General features: G+C 50.3%; 9 protein-coding genes. All 9 read right to left on the reverse strand.

Features of this window, described 5'->3' with window-relative positions; translation table 11 throughout:
• Positions 1-17 precede the first annotated feature (17 nt).
• Positions 18-2969, reverse strand: a complete 2952-nt coding sequence (locus BLU97_RS09695; protein WP_074761361.1) for a SusC/RagA family TonB-linked outer membrane protein — start codon at positions 2967-2969, stop codon at positions 18-20.
• 146 nt (positions 2970-3115) lie between these two features.
• The gene (locus BLU97_RS09700) at positions 3116-5644 is read right to left on the reverse strand and encodes a helix-turn-helix domain-containing protein (RefSeq protein ID WP_081352957.1); all 2529 of its coding nucleotides are present in this window, start codon (positions 5642-5644) and stop codon (positions 3116-3118) included.
• A gap of 110 nt (positions 5645-5754) precedes the next feature.
• Positions 5755-6840 carry a sialidase family protein gene (locus BLU97_RS09705; RefSeq protein WP_074761363.1) on the reverse strand — a complete coding sequence of 362 codons (1086 nt, stop codon included), beginning with the start codon at positions 6838-6840 and terminating at the stop codon, positions 5755-5757.
• A 260-nt stretch (positions 6841-7100) separates the two neighbouring features.
• A complete protein-coding gene (locus BLU97_RS09710) occupies positions 7101-8648 on the reverse strand; it encodes a glycoside hydrolase family 28 protein (RefSeq protein ID WP_081352959.1) in 1548 nt (515 codons plus the stop codon).
• An 82-nt stretch (positions 8649-8730) separates the two neighbouring features.
• A complete protein-coding gene (locus BLU97_RS09715; RefSeq protein ID WP_074761365.1) occupies positions 8731-10422 on the reverse strand; it encodes a DUF5123 domain-containing protein in 1692 nt (563 codons plus the stop codon).
• A 14-nt stretch (positions 10423-10436) separates the two neighbouring features.
• Positions 10437-12605, reverse strand: a complete 2169-nt coding sequence (locus BLU97_RS09720) for a RagB/SusD family nutrient uptake outer membrane protein (RefSeq protein WP_081352960.1) — start codon at positions 12603-12605, stop codon at positions 10437-10439.
• Between the two features lie 25 nt (positions 12606-12630).
• Positions 12631-15885 carry a SusC/RagA family TonB-linked outer membrane protein gene (locus BLU97_RS09725; RefSeq protein ID WP_081352961.1) on the reverse strand — a complete coding sequence of 1085 codons (3255 nt, stop codon included), beginning with the start codon at positions 15883-15885 and terminating at the stop codon, positions 12631-12633.
• A 225-nt stretch (positions 15886-16110) separates the two neighbouring features.
• Positions 16111-18528, reverse strand: a complete 2418-nt coding sequence (locus tag BLU97_RS09730) for a glycosyl hydrolase (protein WP_074761368.1) — start codon at positions 18526-18528, stop codon at positions 16111-16113.
• Positions 18528-19691: a glycoside hydrolase family 105 protein gene (locus BLU97_RS09735; RefSeq protein WP_074761369.1), complete on the reverse strand. Its 1164-nt coding sequence runs from the start codon at positions 19689-19691 to the stop codon at positions 18528-18530. The genes BLU97_RS09730 and BLU97_RS09735 overlap by 1 nt, the downstream gene beginning before the upstream one ends.
• Positions 19692-19695 lie beyond the last annotated feature (4 nt).

Consider the following 19695-nt stretch of genomic DNA (forward strand, 5'->3'; position numbering starts at 1 on the left):
TCTTGTTGTTAGTTTATTTAGAATGCAACATTTACGCCGAACACCAGTTCCTTGGTGATGGGGTAATAGATAGAGCCATTGCCCTCTGGGTCATAGTCAGACACGCCGCTGAAGGTGAAAAAGTTTTTCATCGTGCCATAGATGCGCAGGCGTGACAAGCCAATCTTGCTGATGGCTTTCAGTGGAACGTTATAAGCCAGGGTGATATCCTTGATTTTCACGAAGTCGCCCTTCTCATATCCCAGTGTGCTGGCATAGAGTGGGTTGTTGTCGCCATAGAGTGGGCGAGGCATGTCGTTGGTAGGGTTGGTGGGTGTCCAGTAGTCGTAAACACTCTGGTTCTGCCATCCGCTGCGGATGAAACCGCGCTTGAAGTTGTTGATGACGGTGTGTCCGAATCGTCCATAGAGGAAGAAGTCCAGCTCCCATGCCTTATATTGCAGTTTGTTGTTGAATCCCAGTGTCAGCTTGGGTGTGCGCTGACCGATGATCATGCGGTCGGCCTCGGGTGTTATCTGTCCGTCGTGGTTCACGTCTTCCACCTTGATGTCGCCGGGTTTCTGACCGTATTTAGCAGCTTCGGCCTCCTCGTTGCTCTGCCAGATGCCTATCTTATGATAGTCGTAGTACACTTGTGTGGGCTGTCCGATAAACCATCCGTTGAGTTCGTCATCCTGATCGCTGTTGATGCTGACGATCTTCTCTTTGGTGTGTCCCATGGTCAGATCGGCATTCCACTTGAAGTCCTTCTTATCCACGATGGCACCGGTGATGGTGATGTCGATACCTTTAGTCTCGGTCTTTCCGATATTACTGATCACCTGGTCGAATCCCGTGTGTCCTGGCAGCAGCATAGGTAGCAGCAGGTCGCTGGTCCAAGTCTTGTAGAGGTCGATGGTGGCATAGAGGCGGTTGTTGAACATACCATAGTCGATACCGAAGTTGAGCACGCGTGTCTTTTCCCATTTCAGGTCCTTGTTGGCCAGACCGTAGGGGCGGTAGCCATAGGCCGCTGTGCCGTTCCAGTCGTAGTAGGTCTGGTTCAGTCCACCTGTAGTCTGATAGGCGCTTACAGCGCTGTTGCCCGAAAGGCCATAGGAGAGTCGGAGTTTCAAGTCGCTCACGGCATCCACGTTCTTCAGGAAGTTCTCTTCTTTCAGTCGCCATGCACCAGCTACCGATGGGAAGTAACCCCATTTATTACCTTCGGCCAGCACTGAACTACCATCGGCACGCATGGTCAAGGTGAGCATATATTTGTCGAGCAGCTTGTAGTAGATACGTCCGAAATATGAAATCATTGACGACTCTGTGAGCGAGCTGCTGATGTTCTTATCTGCTTCGGCGCTGGTCAGATTGTGATATTGTGCTGCATCGAATGCAAATCCTTTGCCGTCGGCCGAGAGACTCTCATAATGTCCTTTCGACATGCTGTGGCCCACCATGGCTGTCAGGTGGTGCACGCCGAAGTCGTTGCTGTAGGTCAGAATGTTTTCCCAGGTATAGCCATTGTTATGAGTCTCTGTTTTCTGCGCATAGGCGCGGTTACTGTTGCCCTGTGCGAATGATGAGTTGATGCCCTGAAATAGTCCCTGTGTGGTGCTTTGCAGATCGATACCGAGATTGGTGCGATAGTTCAGTCTTTTGACGATGTTCCACGACAGATAGCCAGTACCAAACAGGCGGTAGGCTTTAGTCTCGTTCAGATAGTTGTCCTTGTTCTGATCCACCAGCAGGTTGACCGATGTAGAGCTGCTGCCGTACAGTGGCAGACGGTTGATGCTGCCGTCCTCGTTGTAAGGCTTGGCCAGTGGCGAGTAGGTACGTGCATAGTGGTAGGCACCGCTGGGCGAAGAGTTCTGGTTGCGGTAGTTCAGGTGCATGGATGCTCCCACCTCCAGTGCGTTAGCCAGTTTGTGGGTGATGTTCAGTCGGCCTCCATAGCGGTTCAGTTGGTCACCGCGCAGCAGTCCTTTCTCGTTCTGGTAGTCGAGAGAGAAACTGGCTTGAGTCCTCTCCGTGCCCCCGCTGATGCTGGCCTGATAGTTCTGTGTGAACCCACTCTGCATCACCAGGTCGAGCCAGTCGATGCTCACCCCCTGTCGCAGCAGCTCCTGCTGTTCCGATGTGAGGAATGCCGAGTCGTCGGTATAGCTGCCGGCAGCCACCAGTGCCTCGCGCTGGAAGTCCACATTCTGCTGGGCATTCATGGTTTCAGGCATGCGTGTCTTCATCACCGGTCCGGCATAGGCGTTAAATTCCACTTTCGTCTTACCTTCCTTACCTTTCTTAGTAGTGATGATGATCACACCATTGGCGCCTCGGCTACCATAGATGGCTGTTGTAGAGGCGTCCTTCAGTACCTCTATCGACTCGATGTCGTTGGGATTGATGGTGATGTCGGAACCATAGGCGATACCATCCACCAGGATCAGCGGTGCGTTTGATGCTGTCAGTGATCGGTTACCGCGCACGTTGAAGCTGAATCCTGCTCCCACAGCACCGCTCGATGGTGTCATGTCGAGTCCGGCTATCTTGCCTTGCAGGCTCTCCAGCACGTTGGTGGTAGGAACAGCGGTGATATCCTTTGGCTTCAGTTGGGAGATAGAGCCCGACAGGTCGCGCTTCTTCATCACGCCATAACCTACTACCACTACTTCGTCGAGCGATTCGTAACTTGACTGCAGGATGACGTTGATGTTGTTTTGATTGCCCACTTTCAATTCTTGGGTATTATACCCAACATACGAAAATTTCAGGATGGTAGATGGGCTAACGTCCTTCAACGAGAAGTGTCCATCCACGTCGGTTACTGTGCCGTGGCTACTACCTGCTGAGATGCTTACACCGATCAGAGGTTCGCCATTGGCATCTTTCACACTACCTGTAATCGCCTTTTGGGCGAAGCTCATCATCCAGAGCATAGACATAGCGAGGATGATCGACAGTTTTTTAGAGTTTTGCTTCATTGCCAGTTAAAAAAATTAAGTAATTAGTTAAAAGATGATTTTAATCGACTGCAAAATTATGGCAATCGAAGCAAAAAAGTGTGGAAGATTGTTTCATCGGAGTGTGATTTTGTGCCAAAAAGCCCGTTTTGGCACAAAAATCCCCCTTAGGTGGCAGAATTTTCCACCTTATATTCTGTAGGTGTCATACCCATTTCGGTTTTGAAGCACTTGCCGAAGTATTTCGGGTCGGAGAATCCGCAGGTGTAAGCCACGTCGTTTACTGAAGCTCCGTTCTTCAGCATTTGGCAGGCTTTGCGTATGCGGGCCTCACGTATGAAGTCGAGCGGGGTGACGCCCAGCAGTGATTTCATCTTGCGGTTCAGTCCCGATCGGCTTGTAGCAGTGGCCTCGGCCATATCGCCGATGTTGATATCGGCATCACCCAGATGCTGTTCGATGAATGTCATAGCGCGCTTCATAAAAGCCTCGTCTTCAGGCTTTATTGCAGGCTGTTTCTCCTCTGTAGTAGTTGTTGGGTGGGTATTCTCTTTGGTATTCAGTAGAGTCAAGTAAGCTTCGTGCAGTTCGTTCTGCTGTCGTTTCAGTTTCCTGATATGGCGTCGCGTGCGCAGTATGCCCCATATTGTCATTGCTACCAGCAGCGTGTAGAGAACCTTGGCCCATGCAGTCTCCCAGAAAGTGGGTTTCACGATGATGACCAGTTGGCGTACGTTGTCGCTCCATACGCCTTCGCTGTTGGTCGATCGCACTTCGAGCACATACGTGTCAGGTCGCAGGTCGAGGAATGTGGCCGAATGGTTAGTGCCGATGTTGTTCCACTGTTCGCTGCCGCCTCTTAGTCGGAAGGCATAGTGAATATCGCCGCCGTCAGAGTAGTCGAGAGCAGCAAAGGTGATGGTGATGTTGCGCTCCGATGGTGAGAGTGTCAGCGTGTCGAGCGCGTTCACGGCATAGTCTATCGGGCTGTTCTGTATGGATATGCCAGTCAGGGCTATCGGTGGTGCGAAACTACTCTTCTTCATGCTGCTGGGGGCTATCACGAAAGCCCCGTTCTGCAGTCCGAAGATGCGCCTGCCGTCGGGTAGTAGTACCGAGGTAGCATCCGAGAAGCGCAGATGGTCGTTCCACAGATAGCTGTCGTATCTGGCATGCAGTTTGTTGTCCAGCGTCTCGGCCGTCAGACATATTATCTGGTTGTTGCTTACGATATAGAGATTGTCTCTCTCTACGAAGGCCGACAAGGCCACATCCGATGGCATCCCCGTTGAAGTGTCGAAATGTCTGAATTCCAGATTCTGGCTCAGGATATCTTCCGACAGTATCTGGTTCACCCCTCCGCTCTCGGTACAGATATACAGACGCTGGCGGTTGTCCTCGGCCACAAACATCGTGGCGTTGTTGCTCAGACTCGAACAGCGCTGTGCATCCTTGGTGTGGTGCGTCCACCTGATGGCTTTCACGTCGGCTGCGCTCACGTCGGTCACCAGCAGTCCTGTTGTCGTGGCCACGAGCATCTTGCCATCCTTGGTGATGTGGATATGGCGGATGCGCAGACAGGCATCCTGAGGCACTTTCAGTCCGTTGTCCTTGTGGGTGAAATGCAATGCCTTCTCATGTGGGTGCTCCAGACAGTTTAGTCCGCCGTCAAAAGTGCCAATCCACAGGCGACCTCGTGGGTCTTCCTTCATAAAGAATACGTGGTCGAAGCTCAGCGAACTTGGTGTCTCGTTATGCCTGAAGTGCTCTATGCCGAAGGAGCCGTCTTTCTGTTCCGTCAGTCTGAACAGTCCGTCGGGTTTGCTGCCCAGCCAGAACACGCCTTTAGAGTCCTGAAGCATGCAGTAGATAGGCGATCCGAACGAGGTGTAGTTGTGGTGCAGTCGGCCGTCTTTCCCTAAATAGCCTAATAAGGTATTATCGTGTGCGTACAATCTTATTGTTGCATCATCCTTGCTTGTTATCCAGTAGCGTTGGTACGAGTCCACGTAGAAACAGCGTATCTGTGCAGACTTCTCTTGTGGCAGCATTTGGTAAGCCTTCTTTTTGAAAATCAGTCGGTAGGCTCCGTAGCTGCTGATGAGCCACACGTTTCCCTCACTGTCTGTAGTGCTGTATTTCACTTTCTGGCCTAAGGCGATGTTGGGCTTATAGGGAAGCCAGTTGCCAGATTTGGATTGGCGGGTCAGCAGTTGTCCGTCATTGCAGATTTTCCATTCCACTCCAAATTGGTCTGTATGAAGATAAGGGGCTTCGTAGTTGGCCACTTCTTGTTGGTGTTTGTTGTCGAAATACTTGATGAGCGAAAGCTCTTTCTCTCTCTCGAGTGTCTGGTATCTGCACCATTTTACATCGAAGAGAAACACGCGCCCTTCTATCTGGCATAGCAGGTTGCCATCGTCGGCCAGTATCATGTCTTGTATGCGATCGCTGGGGATGTCGATGCCGTCGCCCGGTCTCGACTTGAAGCATTGGAATTCGTAGCCGTCATAGCGGTTCAGACCGTTCCATGTGGCAAACCACATCATCCCCTGATGGTCTTGCACGATCTGTGTGACATACCATTGGGCCATGCCACTAAACTCATCATAATGTGTCACTATGCATTGTGATTGGGCTTTAGTTGGCAGAGTTGTAAGTAATACGAGTATAGTTAGGAGAATATTCCTCTTCATTTTCTTATAGTTGTCTTATTGGATGCAAAGATAAGACAAAAATTGCATTTATTAGGCACTAGAGCGTAAAAAAACAATAAAGTTCTTTTTTTGCGACATGAAGCGTCCATTTAAGGCTCCACGATGGTGCAGGCTACATCTTCTTTATTGATGGAGTAGCCGATGACGAGTTTGTTGCCCCATACGAAAGCTTTGGGATAGCTGTAGCCAAGTGTTTTGTAGCGGCCTTCGTAGCGGCGGGGTGGAAGCTCCTCTTTCGTGCGCAGGGTGATGGTTTTATCGAATGTTTTTCCATCTTTTGAGAGCTGCAGCACCAGCGGCCAGCGCTCTTTGCTGCCAGAGGGACAGCTCACCATAAAAGCCGTGCCGTCGGGCAGATTGCCGGCACACTGCTTGGTTCTGCCGTCGATATAATCGGTCAGCACGGGTTTGGTGAACGATACACCGCGGTCGGTGCTGTAGGAGACCAACTTGCGGAACGAGCTGTTCTGGTCGCGAAACAGCATCACCAGTGTGCCATCGGGGCGCACATACTGACTGGGTTCAATCTCGCGCGATGTCTTACCCTTGTCTTCGGCCTCAAAACGGGCTTTATTCCATCCGCTCACGCCATGAGGATCGTCAGTATATATCGGACATACATGCAGACCTGGCATGAAGTGGGCTGCGCCAATCAGTCGGCCGTCTTTCAGTCGGTAAGGGTCTTGCTCCAGCACTCCCTGCATGGGCGTGCCGTCGGCCATCAGTACGGGTTGCAGTTGGCTCCACGTGCGTCCGTCGGTGGTGGTCATGAAATAAGTACGTCCACCACGAGGCTCAAGTCCTTTCTGCCACAGGTCGATATAAGCCGTTAGCGTGTTGCCATTTACCAGCCATCCGCCCGATGTGCAGTAGTCGGTAGCTGTTGGCAGGGCCAGCGCTGCTGGTTTGCTCCACGTTTTTCCCTCGTCGCTGCTTGTGCTGTAGGCCACCCACGTGTCGTCGGTGTCCTCGTCCTTAGGCGAGCTCTGCCACATGCAGTACAGCTTTCCCTTGAAAACCGTCATCACCACCCCGTTGGCATAGTGGTCGCTACCCTCTGTTGCATGGAAGACAGAGGTGGTAGTTACAGTGGCTTTTGTGCGTTGTTTGTCGGGCGTCGCCGCTGTTAACAGTATGACTACTAATAATGCAAATAGCAGTTTGATTTGTTTCATATCTGTGTAATAGTTTCTTTTGGCTGCAAAAATATAATAAACTTTCATTTCCTCTTCCTTAGTCGTGGATTTGCGGTGCCAGCCTCGAATTTTTTTAGAAGGCCTACAAAAAAATATCTCAGGTTTGTTCGCAATTTTTAGACGCTTTTGTTGGTCTTGCATCTTAATGCAAAGAGATGCTGTAATTTTTTCAAATGTGCAAGTTTTTGGCAACTATTTTTAATCTTCAGAGCAATTTTTTTATTGAGGGAACTTATAACCTACTTCATAATCACTTTCTTTCCGTTGTGGATGTAGATGCCCTTGGAGCGTGCCATCTTGTTGTAGGTATGCCCCTGCAGATTGTAGTAGCGGTCTGCTGTAGGCTGCGGGGCGACTATGGCAGTGGCTATGCCAGAGGTGCTGCCGTTCCAGCTATAGGAGGCCTCGTACGAATTCTCCATTACGCTGCTCAGATCGGCATCGGTGGTACTGACGCTCTGGCTGGTGCGTGTCTTGGTGAACGTACATCCGTTGATAAACTTGATATCCTTGCAGAAGAACAGGCGCACGCCGTTGCGATGGGCTATCTGCACGTTGTCGAAGGTGACGTCGTGCACGTAGCTCTCCGGGCGTCCGTAGATCATGATGCCGTTGTAGTTCTTGTCATTGCTGTTCTTGGTGTCGTAGCCTGAGACGGTGACATTCTGGATGAGAATGTCGTGATAGTGTGGGGTAGTGGACTTGACGCTCTCGGGCGATGCTGCGGCAGCGGCTGGCGAGTCGGGCACCTTGTCGTACCAGGCGGTAATCTGTATCGGGGTGGCCACATTGTGCATGGTGCAGTCGCGGAAGATGATGTCGTGCACGTCGCCGCTGCGGTCGGTATTCGACTTGAGGCGGAAGCCGCAGTCGGTGCCATCGAAGCTCAGGTCCTCGTAGATGATATGGTGCATATCCACAGTATAGCTGCCCAACGAGGCACCATGACCAGCCTTGAACTGGCAGTTCCACACATGGATGTATTGGGCGTTGCTGTCGGTGACGACGTTATCGTCGCCCGTGTCTATCAGGCAGTTGTAGATGTTGCAATACTGTGTCCAGATGGGAATGCCATCGGTGTTATGAGATGGGTCGGCTACAGTCGATGCAGGTGCATAGATGTGCACATCGTGCACGGTGTTGTGTGCCCCTTTTCCCGACTGTCCCAGGGTGAGGTTGGTGCCTGGCGCATTCTGCAGACGGAAATGGCGGAACAGATGGCGCTCTCCCTGATAGAGGCGGATGATTGAGCCGCGCTGCAAACCCGACTCCTTGGCCTCGACGGCATCCCACCAGGGACCGCCCTGCCCCTCGATGACAGAAGTCTCGGCACTCTCGCCCTCGATGACGATATCCGTGGCTCCCTTCTTATCGGTGATATAAGGTGTCTTGGTGGTGTGGTCGGGCTGGTCGGCATAAGCCAGCAATTTGAGGGTAGCACCGGCACAGAGATGCAGCACCGTGCGCGAACCGATGGTGATACGACCGAAGAGCCACTCGCCGGTAGGCACGATCACCATGCCGCCGCCAGCCTGGTGGGCAGCATCGAGTGCGGCCTGGATGGCAGCGGTGTTATCCGCCGCGGTAGTGGCAGCACCAAAATCAGTGATATCAAACGTGTTGGCTGCCGTGAACGCAGGCAGCCCCTGTGGCAGCTCTACCGCTTTCCAGCCCTGCGGCGTGTTCTGCGCCTCAGCTTCGGCCTGCATGCTGAAACTCACATCGGCATGGGCTGTCTGTGTGGCAGCAAGCAGCATGATTGCTGTGATATAGTTTCTAATTCTCATTCCTAAATAGTTTTTTATTTTTTGAAAGGGCGAACGCTATGATAGCATTCGCCCCTTAATGATACTGTTTCTGTTGCGACTATTATGGCAACCAGCGTGGGTCGCCAACCTTAGCCTTGATTGCGTCAGAGTTTGTTAATGTATAGTCGCCAGGCATCAGACTTCCTGCAGGATTTGGATTCTTGAAGGTCTTCTTGGTCTCTGTGTCCAACTTCGTACCATCGAGCGGATTGACAGGTGTGCCGTCAGCCTCGCTGATAGCCCATTCCAGATCGCTGGTGAAGAATACATTGTCGGTAGTAGGAACTACAGTACCTGTCCATCCCTTGATGCCAGACTGTGGCTTGGTGTGAACCTCACCGCATGAGCCATAGATAGAGTTCTTGATATTGATTCCACCAGCCCAGGTCTTCTCTTGCAGTTCGATACAGCCACGGCTGTTGCCAGAGAAGTAAACGAATGTGCAGTGGTCGATATCTACACTACCGCAGGCGATATCCTTGCTCTTGGTGTTGACAAACAGACGAACGCAGTTAGCAAATGTAGAGTTGGTCACCTTGATGTTCTTAATGGCAGCTCCGTTGTTATCAACGTTGGTAATGCCATATCCACCGATGTACTCAAAGATACAATCGTCGGCAATGAAGTTTTCAACCTCGTTAGTGCTGCGTACGCGGAGCACACCACGCTTGTAGCGGACGTTGCAGGATTTCAACGATACGGTACCAATCTTAGCACTGCTACTGGGGTTGAAGAGATATGTGCCACCGTAGTTGCTACTTGTCTTTAGCTTGGTCTCGTCATCGGTGAAGTCAATCTTCTCGAAGTATATACCGCCCAGCTCTACACCATTGGCAAGGTCGAAGTTGCCTGTTACGTGCCAAACAGCATAGCCTTTCAGACTGAGACCTGTCACAAACTTGATGTTACCTGTTGTAGAAGGCAGTTTGACAGTCTCCAAGCGATAGTCCATGCCACCCTGCATGACGATGGTGATATCCTGATTAGGATAGAGCTGAACCAGTGAGTCGATGTTGTTTGTGCTCACCCACTTCAAGCTCTCCTTTTCGTCCAGGGTACGCAGGTCAACCACGTTGCCTTCGTAAGTCTCTTCGGCAGTAGTAGTAATGCGTTTCTTACCCTGATAGGTGCCGTTGGCCCAAGCCTCCACCTTGTAGGTGGTCTTTGGCTCCATGCCGCCCACAATCTTCTGACCTGCAGCATTGTCGGCCTCTGTCACGTCATACTCGGCTACTATGACATCGTCGGCATCCGTCTTGATAACAATCTTGTCGTAGCTGACACCCACCGGCCAGCTGATACGTGCCTGAATATCGATGATGTCGGTAGTGGCAGGCGTTATGAGCTTGGTAGGATAGTCGGGGGTAGTGGTTGTGATAGAGTACTCTTTAGATGAGAGGCCAGAGCTGGTATTGGTTGCACTGATGTAGATAAAGTACTCTTTGTCGTACTCCAGTCCAGTGAACGAGCAATTCAGCTCAGAGGTGGTCACTGTCTTTTCAGCTACACTGCCATCTACAGGCACTACTCTAACCGTGTACTGGTCAGCATCGGTATAATTGTCCCATTTCACATTCATGTAGGGAACGTCGTTGTCGTCCAGACCCAGCTCTACATTATCGTCGCTGTTGATGATAGGACGGAACAACGCATCGGCCTTGGTGAGGTTATCGTCATCACTACAGCTGATGAACGTTCCTGTTCCTGCTGTTACTGCTGCAAACAGCAACATGGTCTTAATTATCTTTTTCATAATGCGTCTCCTCGTTATTTGTAATTTTCTTTAATGATAGTTGCAACTTCTACATTGACACCGTCACCTGTGTTGCCATCTAAAATGCGGTAACCATCGTTGTTTAATACAGTACTTGCAGAAATCGTCTCAGTGGTGATAGGCAGCAGATAGGGCACTACACCGTCGCCCTTGAGAGCACCGTTAGAGTAGCCACGATACAGGCGTGTGAAATAGTCGCTGGCGGCATATACATCTTTGCGAGTAATGCCTGTTTCTTCGCCAGCTGCTACTGTCACCTCCTTGGTGTTAGGTGCAGCACCCAGTGTGTAGGTAGAGCTGCCATCGGCATTGACAACCTTGGCTGGAGTGGTGGTTCCATAGTCCACACCTCCATAGATATAGGTACGTGTGCGTTTCAGCATATTGCTGCCCCAGTTCACACTCTGCCATCCTTCGGCCTGCATGGTAGCGTCGTCTTCGGCAATCTTGTACTTCTCGTTATACCACTTGATGTCGCTCTTCAGATTGTTCTTACCTGTCTTTACATACCACAGCTTGTTGGCCCATGTGGTGTAATTGGCGGCCTCTGGATAGTTGGCCAGCACATTTGGATCATTCATAAGGTCCTCGTTAGAGGCAATACCCCAGCAGAGTGCGGTGTACATGGCCTCCTCAATCTTCTTGGCATAGAGATTCCAGCGAACCAGGTCGAACTTGCGCAGTGCCTCGCTACCGAACTCCCAGGCGCGCTCATCAACGATGGCATTAAAGAAGGCGTCCTTTGTGGTCAGGGCATTGACATAATTGGTAACATCGTCTGCATAAGTGGCACTGTTAGCAAAGGCACGGGCACGAACCTTAGTCAGCATCTCCTTGGCAAGTGCTGTAGGTCCATTCAGCTCATTCTCTGCCTCGGCCAGCATCAGGAGCACGTCAGAGTAGCGCATCAATGGAAAGTTGATACCTGTACCCTTAGATGAGCCTGAACCCAGTTCCTTGGCAGCACGTGAGCGATCCCACTTGCCTGCATACAAGCCTGTTGAAGCAACAGCCTGCACTGTGTCCTGAACATGCTGATATTTTGCTACACACACGTCGCGACGACTATCATTGTCGGCAAACGACATGTAATAGGTTGGGGTAACTGCCACCTGGGCAGTAGTGGTTCCGTTTGCGCATGTGCCAGTATTGGGAACACCGAAACTCCAACCGATATCACCACCATAGTTCTGGACAAATGCTACCTCATAAAGTACCTCAGCATTGGTTTCGCAGGTATAGTTCATCTCGTTGATGAACGACTGTTCGAAATTCGGATACAGTTCACGTGGCTTCAGCTGCAAGAGTTTCTGGCAGTAGTCCTTGGCCATTTGGTAGTACTGTGTGTAGGTCTGAGCAGTCTTCTCTGTACCGCTGGCATCTTTATATGTAACTGTTAGTGAGTCAGCAGAAACATCCAGATAGTCATCAGCACGTTTCATGGTTCCATCCTTGGTCATGCCATAGCCTGCACGGAACAGGGCAAGACGAGCTATCAGACCGATGGCAAAATCACGGTTCATACGTTCTATTCCGCCTGTGTTGACGTCACTCCACTTCATGTTGGGCTCAATGTCAACCAACTGCTGTAGCACACGACTATAGACAACATTCTTGTCGGAACGTGGCTTGTCTATCTCATCACCCCATTTGGCTGCTACGTCGTAGTAAGGCACGTCGCCAAAGAAGTTGCACATCAGATAATAGCGATAGGCTTTCAGACAGGTTGCCTCGCCCTTAATCTGCTGCATCTCATCGGTATTACCAATAGAACTACCATCTATACCAGCACGTACCTGGTTGGCACGCTCGATGGCCTGCAGGTTGTTGTCCCACACCTTCTTGACGTCACTCCAACCTACGTTGCCTGCGCTCTGAAGTGGCCATACGGCATTTCGGTGATTGGTGGCTGCCGTGGCGCTGACACCCATAGCTTCTACGTCAGTATTCTGCATCCAAACACCGCACATACGGCTTGTGAATGGATCCTCGCAGAACAATACATACACGCCGTTGATGGCGTTGGTTGCAAACTCGGTAGAGCTGTAAACCATGTTTTGGTCCATCTGTGAGGGAGACTCCACGTCGAGGGTATCGTTACATGCAGTCAGCCCCATCGCTCCAAGAGCTGCAATTGCTATATATTTATTTTTGAATTTCATATGTTAATCGTATTTATTTGTTAAATTACAGCGTTACGTTCAAACCAAAGGTAAATGCACGGCTCTTTGGATAAGAAGAGAAATCGATACCTGGGGTCAGACCAGAATAGCTGCTGTTGCGTGCATACGAGCTAACTTCAGGATCGTAGCCAGGATAGCTTGTGATAACAAACAGGTTGGTGCCTGTAACATAAGCACGTAGGCGCTGTACTCCAAATTTCTTAGTAATGTTACTTGGGATAGTGTAACCTATTGTGAGGCTCTGCAAACGGAGGAACGAAGCATCGTCCATAGCCCAGTCGGTAGGTACTACTACGGCGTCGCCAGTAGAGAATGGGCTCCACATGGCTTTGGCACTCTTGCCGTTGCCGCCTTCATTCCAGTAAGCCAGATCCTCAAGGGTCTTCAGCAGTACACCAGTCTCAGGATTGATGTATGAGTAAGCATTGCTCTGGCTCATGTTTGCGCGCATGTTAGGATAGGTACCTGCGCGATAGCGGGATGAAGTCTGAATCTTGTTGGCATTGTAGATATCATTGCCCACTTTATAGGTGAAGTTCACGTTGAAGTCGAAATCATAAATCTCACCGCTAAATCCGAAACCACCCATGAAATCGGGGTTGGTGTCACCAATCACGGTGATATCTTTGGCATCTACTACACCATCGTTGTTCAGGTCCTTCAGTTTCATTGTACCTGGGCGGATGCCGATAGTGCCACCGAGCAATGAGGTGGTGGGCACACCATCCTTCAATGTGTAAGCGCCTGTGACATCATCATAGCTGGCAAAGTCGGCTGTCGTATAGTAGCCGTCGCTCTGCCATCCGTAAACCAGACCGATAGGATCGCCAATGCGAACGATGTAGTCCTGCTGGTTCTTGTTGTCAGTGCTTGCCCATCCAGAGGCAAAGGTCATTTCCTGCAGACCATTTGCCAGACTCTTCACGTTCGACTTGTCGAAGCCAATGTTGAAGTTGGCATTCAACTTGAAGTTCTTGTTCTGTATAATGGCTGCATTCAAAGTCAGCTCGATACCCTTGTTGCTGGTAGAAGCAGAGTTCTCCCAAACCTTGGTATAACCAGGAGCTGCTATGTCGTGCTGAATCAGCAGGTCATCGGTGCTGTTCCAATAAACATCGATATTACCAGAGATGCGCTCGTTTAGGAAGCCAAAGTCCAAACCGAGGTTACGGGTGGTACGCTTCTCCCATGTAAGCAGTGGGTTTGCCAAGGTTGTTGACACCGCCTGATGTGAACTGGCTGTTTCACCTACACCATAACGCTTGGTTCCACCATTAGTTTCATAAAGCTGTACGTACTGAGTGCTACCAATCTTATCGTTACCAACCTTACCATATGATACACGCAGTTTCAGGTTAGACAACCAGCTGTGTGTAGATTCCATCCAAGGTTCGTCGATAATACGCCATGAAGCAGCTGCTGCAGGGAAGAAGCCCCACTGGTGACCACTGCCGAACTGTGAACTACCATCCTCACGCATGGTAATAGTGAGCAAGTAGCGATCGAGTAGGGTGTAGTTGATACGTCCAAAGAATGATACTTTATTCTGGTCGGCTGCTACATTTCCTGTCATAGTCTGCATGGTGCCCAGGCCAAAATTGGCAAATACCTTCTCTGCGGTGAATGCCTCACTGAAGTTATTGGCACTCATGGCGCTATAGTTTGAACGGCTTGAGCGGACTTCCTGACCAGCCATCACATTCAGATGATGAATCTTATTAATCTTTGTATCGTAGGTAAGATTAAAGCTCTCACGAATACTGTTTGTGTTAGTCTTTGTCCAGTCTGCCAGAGGCTTACCTCCTACATAAGAGGCCTGAGTGGTTGTAGAACCATACCAGTTCTTTACCTCGTTGAATCCATAGGTGTAACCACCTTCTAAATGGGCTGTGAGACCTTTCAGAGGTGTCTTCCAGTCTAAAGCACCATTAAATACGAATCCGCGATTGTTGCGACGGCGCCAATACTGCTCAGACTGCTCTGCCAATGACATGTTGGCGCGCTGCCATTCATTGATTTCATCATCTGACATCTGAGTGAAGTCAGGTGTAATCATACCAGAAAGTCCCTTAGTAGCAACACCATAAATGGCCTGCTCGGTACGTACCTTATAGGTACCTCCCTGAGTTCCTTGTCCGTTGGCTGTCTGGTCGTTTACACGTGCTGTCATTGAGAACTTCAGATTCTTGTTGATGTCGTGGTTCAACTTGAGCAAGAAAGCAAAACGTGAGAAGTCATTGTTGGGCATCAGACCGGCATTATAGTCGTAAGTTCCTGAGAGATTGAACTTAGTCTTTTCTGTGCCGCCTTGCAGACTGACGTTGTGACTCTGTGAGAGTGTGTTCTCGCCAAACAGGTCGTCCTGCCAGTCTATGGCCTTCTGACTCTTATAGAGATATAGATCATCAAATACACCGAACTGCTTATAGAAGGAGTTCAGTGCGCTCTCACCACGAAGTGCTGCATACTCATAGTTAGACATCACATATTGATAAGTGTCGAGTACGTCCATACGTTTAGCTACTTTCTTGGTCTGCAAATAGCCATTGTAGCTCACCTGTGTCTTACCACCCTTAGCATTTTTAGTGGTAATCAAGATAACACCATTAGCACCCTCAGATCCGTAGATGGCGGTAGAAGATGCATCCTTCAGAACGGTAATATCCTCGATGTCATTTGGCGACAGATCGGTCAGTTTACCACCTTGGAAACCGTCAATAACAATCAATGGACTATTATCACCGGTAATAGAACCACCACCGCGCACACGAATCAGTACGTCGGCATCTGGCGAACCGTCGGTAGTTGTGATGTTCACACCGGCCATCTTACCAGTCAGAGCCTCGGTGACATTCGATACAGGTACCTTTGCCAGATCCTGACCAGCTACGGTTACTACAGAACCTGTAAGATCCTTCTTACGCACAGCACCATAACCGATAACTACTAATTCGTTAAGAGTAGTGTTGTCGTCTTCGAGTACAACCTTCATGTTGCCACTGGCATTAGCTGTTAGAGTTTTCATGCCAATGTAGGTAATGACAACCTGCTTGCTGTTCTGCAGCTTCAGTTCGAATTTACCATTAAAATCGGTTACGGTAGCGTTCTTAGGACTACCTTTTTCTACAACTGTAGCACCGATAACGGGCTCGTTAGTTGAGTCAAAAACCTGGCCTTTGGCAATCGTCTGAGCCAGCACCTCGGGAGGAGCCAGTACAAAGAATGCAGCTAAGAGGCACAGTTTGCACAATCTTCTCATTGCTTGATTCATACTTTGATGTTTAAGTTATTAATTATAATAGTAAGTTATTCAAATTCCAGAGATTAGTCTTAAATTGGTGCAAATATAGATAAAATTTTGTAAAAATACTAATTTTTAGTTTGCTTTTTACGTAAATTCCCACGTAAACGTTTTCGCTTAAAAGCCTTATCCCCTCCTCGTGATATGAGGAGGGGTAAGTGTCTGAAGAGATAAAAACTTTATTTATCTCTTGATTAGTTTTACGTTCGAATTGAGTCCACTTGGAACGGGTTTCCAATCGGCGTAGGTGGTGTTCTTATAGTTGATATCCACCACGTTAATCTCGTTGAATTTGCGCCACTGTACGCCTTTTCTGTCAAGCTCGGCAATGCGGTTGGCAGGCAGGTTGGTAACCTCGATACGTATCTCGTTCTTGCCCTTGTGCAGGGTGTTGCCGCAATCCAGAATGAATGGCACGGCCCAGGCGCAACCCACAAATCGATTGTTGATATACACACGGGCACTCTCGCGTACATCGCCCAAATCTATCTGCCAGTGCTGCTTGGCTTGTTGGGCAGTGAGCTTGAAGGTTGTGGTGTAGATGCCTGTGCCCATGGTGACGGCAGCGCTGTCACTCAGTGTCTCCCATGTCTGGAGTTTGTTTAGTTTGAACGTGCCTTCAACACGCGGACTTTCGTCGGTGAACGAAAGCATCCATGGACCTCGGAGGGTTATCTCCTCGGTCCCGGATGCAGTTGTAGTAATATTTGTTGAAGGTTGATTTGACGTCTGTAGGATGCGGCTCTCGCCTGATTTGAGGGCGATGTGCAGCTGTCCGTTATGTACTTCGACAGGCAGAATGTCGCCGTTCATGGGGTTGAACCAGGTAGCACTCTCGAAAGGCACAGCCAGGTTTACATCGCCTGTAATATCCTTGGGTGTGAGGTTTACGATGAAGTAGTGCCAGCCATCAGCTGTGTGGCGGCGGATGGTGCGAAGACCGTAGGTGGTCTTCATCTGTTCGGCTTTGGCAAACTTGGCCATATCGGCAGCCTGTTCGCCACGAATCACGTAGGTGTTCAAGCGGTTTATCTGTGCTTGCAGCGAGGTATCGATGGTGGTGCCGCTGGGGATGATAAGCGCCTTATAGCGGGTGCCACCCTCGGTAACAAGCATACCATTCTGAACGCGTACCTTTGCCAACTGACGGTCGCTGATGTAATCGCAATCGTAACCTAAGCTGTCGATGGTCAGGATACTGCGGATAAACTGAGGCGCTTTCTTCGCCATCGAGTGGATATCGAACTGCATGAGCAGCGTGTTGTTGTTATCGCGCTGATGCCACATATCGCGTACGGGCAGATATACCAGGAAATCGTTATCAGGCTCTCCCAACTGCAGGAAACTCTGGCATCGCTCAATATACTTCATCAGATATGGGGCATCGCGCCAGATAGAGTTGGTAGGACTCATGTCTACCGATGCATAGAACTTCCATCCTGGCCAGGTATCGTTCTGCGGGGTATAGCACGAACCATGGAAGTACACATGGTTTACACCACAGGTGAACATCAGGTCGAGATCGGGCTTCATTTGTGAGAGCGAGGTACGGAAATGCTCGGTGAGCCAGGTAAACGTCTCGCTGGATGTGAAGGGTTTGCCCATGACATGAGCAGCCGACGATGCATACTTGAGCATCGACACATCGCTATCGTTCTTACGGGTTTTGCCTGAATCGGTACGCAAGCCCTTGATGCCGAACTCTGAAAGCCCGAACCCTTCAATCTCTGGAATATCTACAGCGGCATAAAGGTCGAGCAGGTTGGCAGGTGAACCGTGAGCCTGATTGCGCACTTTTACGCCATGCTTGTGTGCCCATGACACCCACTGCTGAGTAAAGTTCTCGAGCAGCATGTCACTGAGTGTTTCGCGATAGTCGGCCAACGTCTGGTTGCCATCATCTACCTTGCCTAACAGTTCGGGCAGTTTGGTACGCAGGTCGTAGCCACGACGCTTCTGGAACTCATCAAACAGGGTGGGTGTCCAATCGGCCTTGTACACCTCATAGCTGTCGTTAAAGAATGTGTGAGGGTAGGGTACGCCCGATGTGGCAAATGCCTGCTCAAAACGATCCAGGTAGTGTGCTACAGCGTTACGGTCGAAATGATCCACCACCCAGCCTTCGCCACCAGGAGCGGCACGTTTTACCTTCTGCTTGGTGCGTCCAATCTCAACCTCATACTGGTGTTTGCCATTAATAATGGTATCCTTAAAAATAGCCCGACAAGCAGCCTGATCTAACGAGATGTGCGGACCGCCAAAGGGCCAGCCGGTACCGCAGTTCATATCCACCTCGATGCCTAACGGACGTGCGATGTCTTGAACAGTTTGCAGGGCCTGCATCCATTGGGGCGATAGGTAAGCGATGTTGTTGGCATCGTTACCCTTTACGCCATAGATAGGCGTTATCTCCACAGCGCCGATGCCTGCACGGGCATACTCCTGGAGGTTCCACTGCAGGTCGCGCTGATTAACAGCAGAACCCAGCCACCACCAACGGGTGCCGGGTTTAGCTTCTGGTTTGGGCTGTGGCCATGCCTGGGCAAAGGTTGCCGAGGCATAGCAGCACGCCGCACATATTATGGTTAAGAATTTCCTCATTATCTGGTAAGTTTGTAATACTCAGAAGCTCCAAGCAGGAAACAGCCCGTGCCATAGTCCTCAAAGTCGGGTACGCTGTCGAAGGTAACAGGCTGACCGGCTGAGGGCTCTTTTCCTGTGCCTTGGTTCCATCCTAAGAAACCATCGTTGTGAACGCATGATGCGAGTGCCTGCCATGCTTTGTCGCATGCTGGGCGATAGGTCTTGGCTTTGAGCAAACCCTGCTGAATGCCCCATGCTATACCGTAGAGGAATAGGGCGGTACCTGTCATCTCGGGTGTGGGGTAATCGGCATCACTTACCAAGCTGGCATGCCAGAAACCATCTTCGTGCTGACAGCTGAGCAAGCCCTTACTCATCAGCAGGAAATCCTTCTTCAGTTCCTTATACTCCTTACTCTTAGGACTCAGCTGGTTCATGCAGCGTACGATGGCGGCATACACCCAACCGTTACCACGGCTCCAGTAGCAGTCCTTACCATCCTTCTCCTTGTAAGGTGGTACGTAGTCGGCATCGCGCCACCACAAGCCTTCCTTGGTATTGAAGAGTCCACCACCACACTCGTTACGGGTCCAGCGGTACATCTGCATGGCGTGGTCGCGGTATTTCTGTTCGCCAGTAACGTTTGCAATCTGCATGTAGAGTGGCATAGCCATCTGTATGGCGTCAATCCAGGTCCACCAACCGTACAACGAGTTCACGTTGGTCTTGGCCTTGGGCGTAGAGGTTTGCTTCTTTGAGTTTGGGGTAACCATCTGGTGATCCAGATTTGCTATGACATTAGCTAAGAGTGCTTTCTGGTCGCCACCTTTCAAGGCTGCCAGTTCCACGTAGGTCTGTCCGCAGCACTGGTCATCGGCATCGAGGGTGTTCACGCCGTTACGTGGCGTCCATTTGTGGAAGTCGGCCCAGGTCATGGCGTAATCGATGTAACGCTGCTTTGGGTCGATGGCATTCAGGGCCATCAGTCCCTCGTAGTATACGGCACGTGTCCAAAGCGACGAGGGGCGCACCTTCTTCACGTTGGTGGGAAGGGTAGGGTCACTATACTTCATCATGAAGTAGTTGTTTGTTTTCTGTGCTGATTCTAACACATTGTTCTGTGCGGTAGCTGTGGTTGTGAGTCCCACAAGTGCTACGAGTGCGATAATAGATTTCTTCATATGT

Source organism: Xylanibacter ruminicola, assembly GCF_900107775.1.
GTDB classification, from domain to species: Bacteria; Bacteroidota; Bacteroidia; order Bacteroidales; family Bacteroidaceae; genus Prevotella; species Prevotella ruminicola_C.

Excerpts from the sequence above, each read along its gene's own strand:
- BLU97_RS09715 (WP_074761365.1), bottom strand. The coding sequence starts at position 10,422 with ATGAAAAAGATAATTAAGACCATGTTGCTGTTTGCAGCAGTAACAGCA.
- BLU97_RS09725 (WP_081352961.1), bottom strand. The coding sequence starts at position 15,885 with ATGAGAAGATTGTGCAAACTGTGCCTCTTAGCTGCATTCTTTGTACTG.
- BLU97_RS09710 (WP_081352959.1), bottom strand. The coding sequence starts at position 8,648 with ATGAGAATTAGAAACTATATCACAGCAATCATGCTGCTTGCTGCCACA.
- BLU97_RS09720 (WP_081352960.1), bottom strand. The coding sequence starts at position 12,605 with ATGAAATTCAAAAATAAATATATAGCAATTGCAGCTCTTGGAGCGATG.
- BLU97_RS09700 (WP_081352957.1), bottom strand. The coding sequence starts at position 5,644 with ATGAAGAGGAATATTCTCCTAACTATACTCGTATTACTTACAACTCTG.
- BLU97_RS09735 (WP_074761369.1), bottom strand. The coding sequence starts at position 19,691 with ATGAAGAAATCTATTATCGCACTCGTAGCACTTGTGGGACTCACAACC.
- BLU97_RS09730 (WP_074761368.1), bottom strand. The coding sequence starts at position 18,528 with ATGAGGAAATTCTTAACCATAATATGTGCGGCGTGCTGCTATGCCTCG.
- BLU97_RS09695 (WP_074761361.1), bottom strand. The coding sequence starts at position 2,969 with ATGAAGCAAAACTCTAAAAAACTGTCGATCATCCTCGCTATGTCTATG.
- BLU97_RS09705 (WP_074761363.1), bottom strand. The coding sequence starts at position 6,840 with ATGAAACAAATCAAACTGCTATTTGCATTATTAGTAGTCATACTGTTA.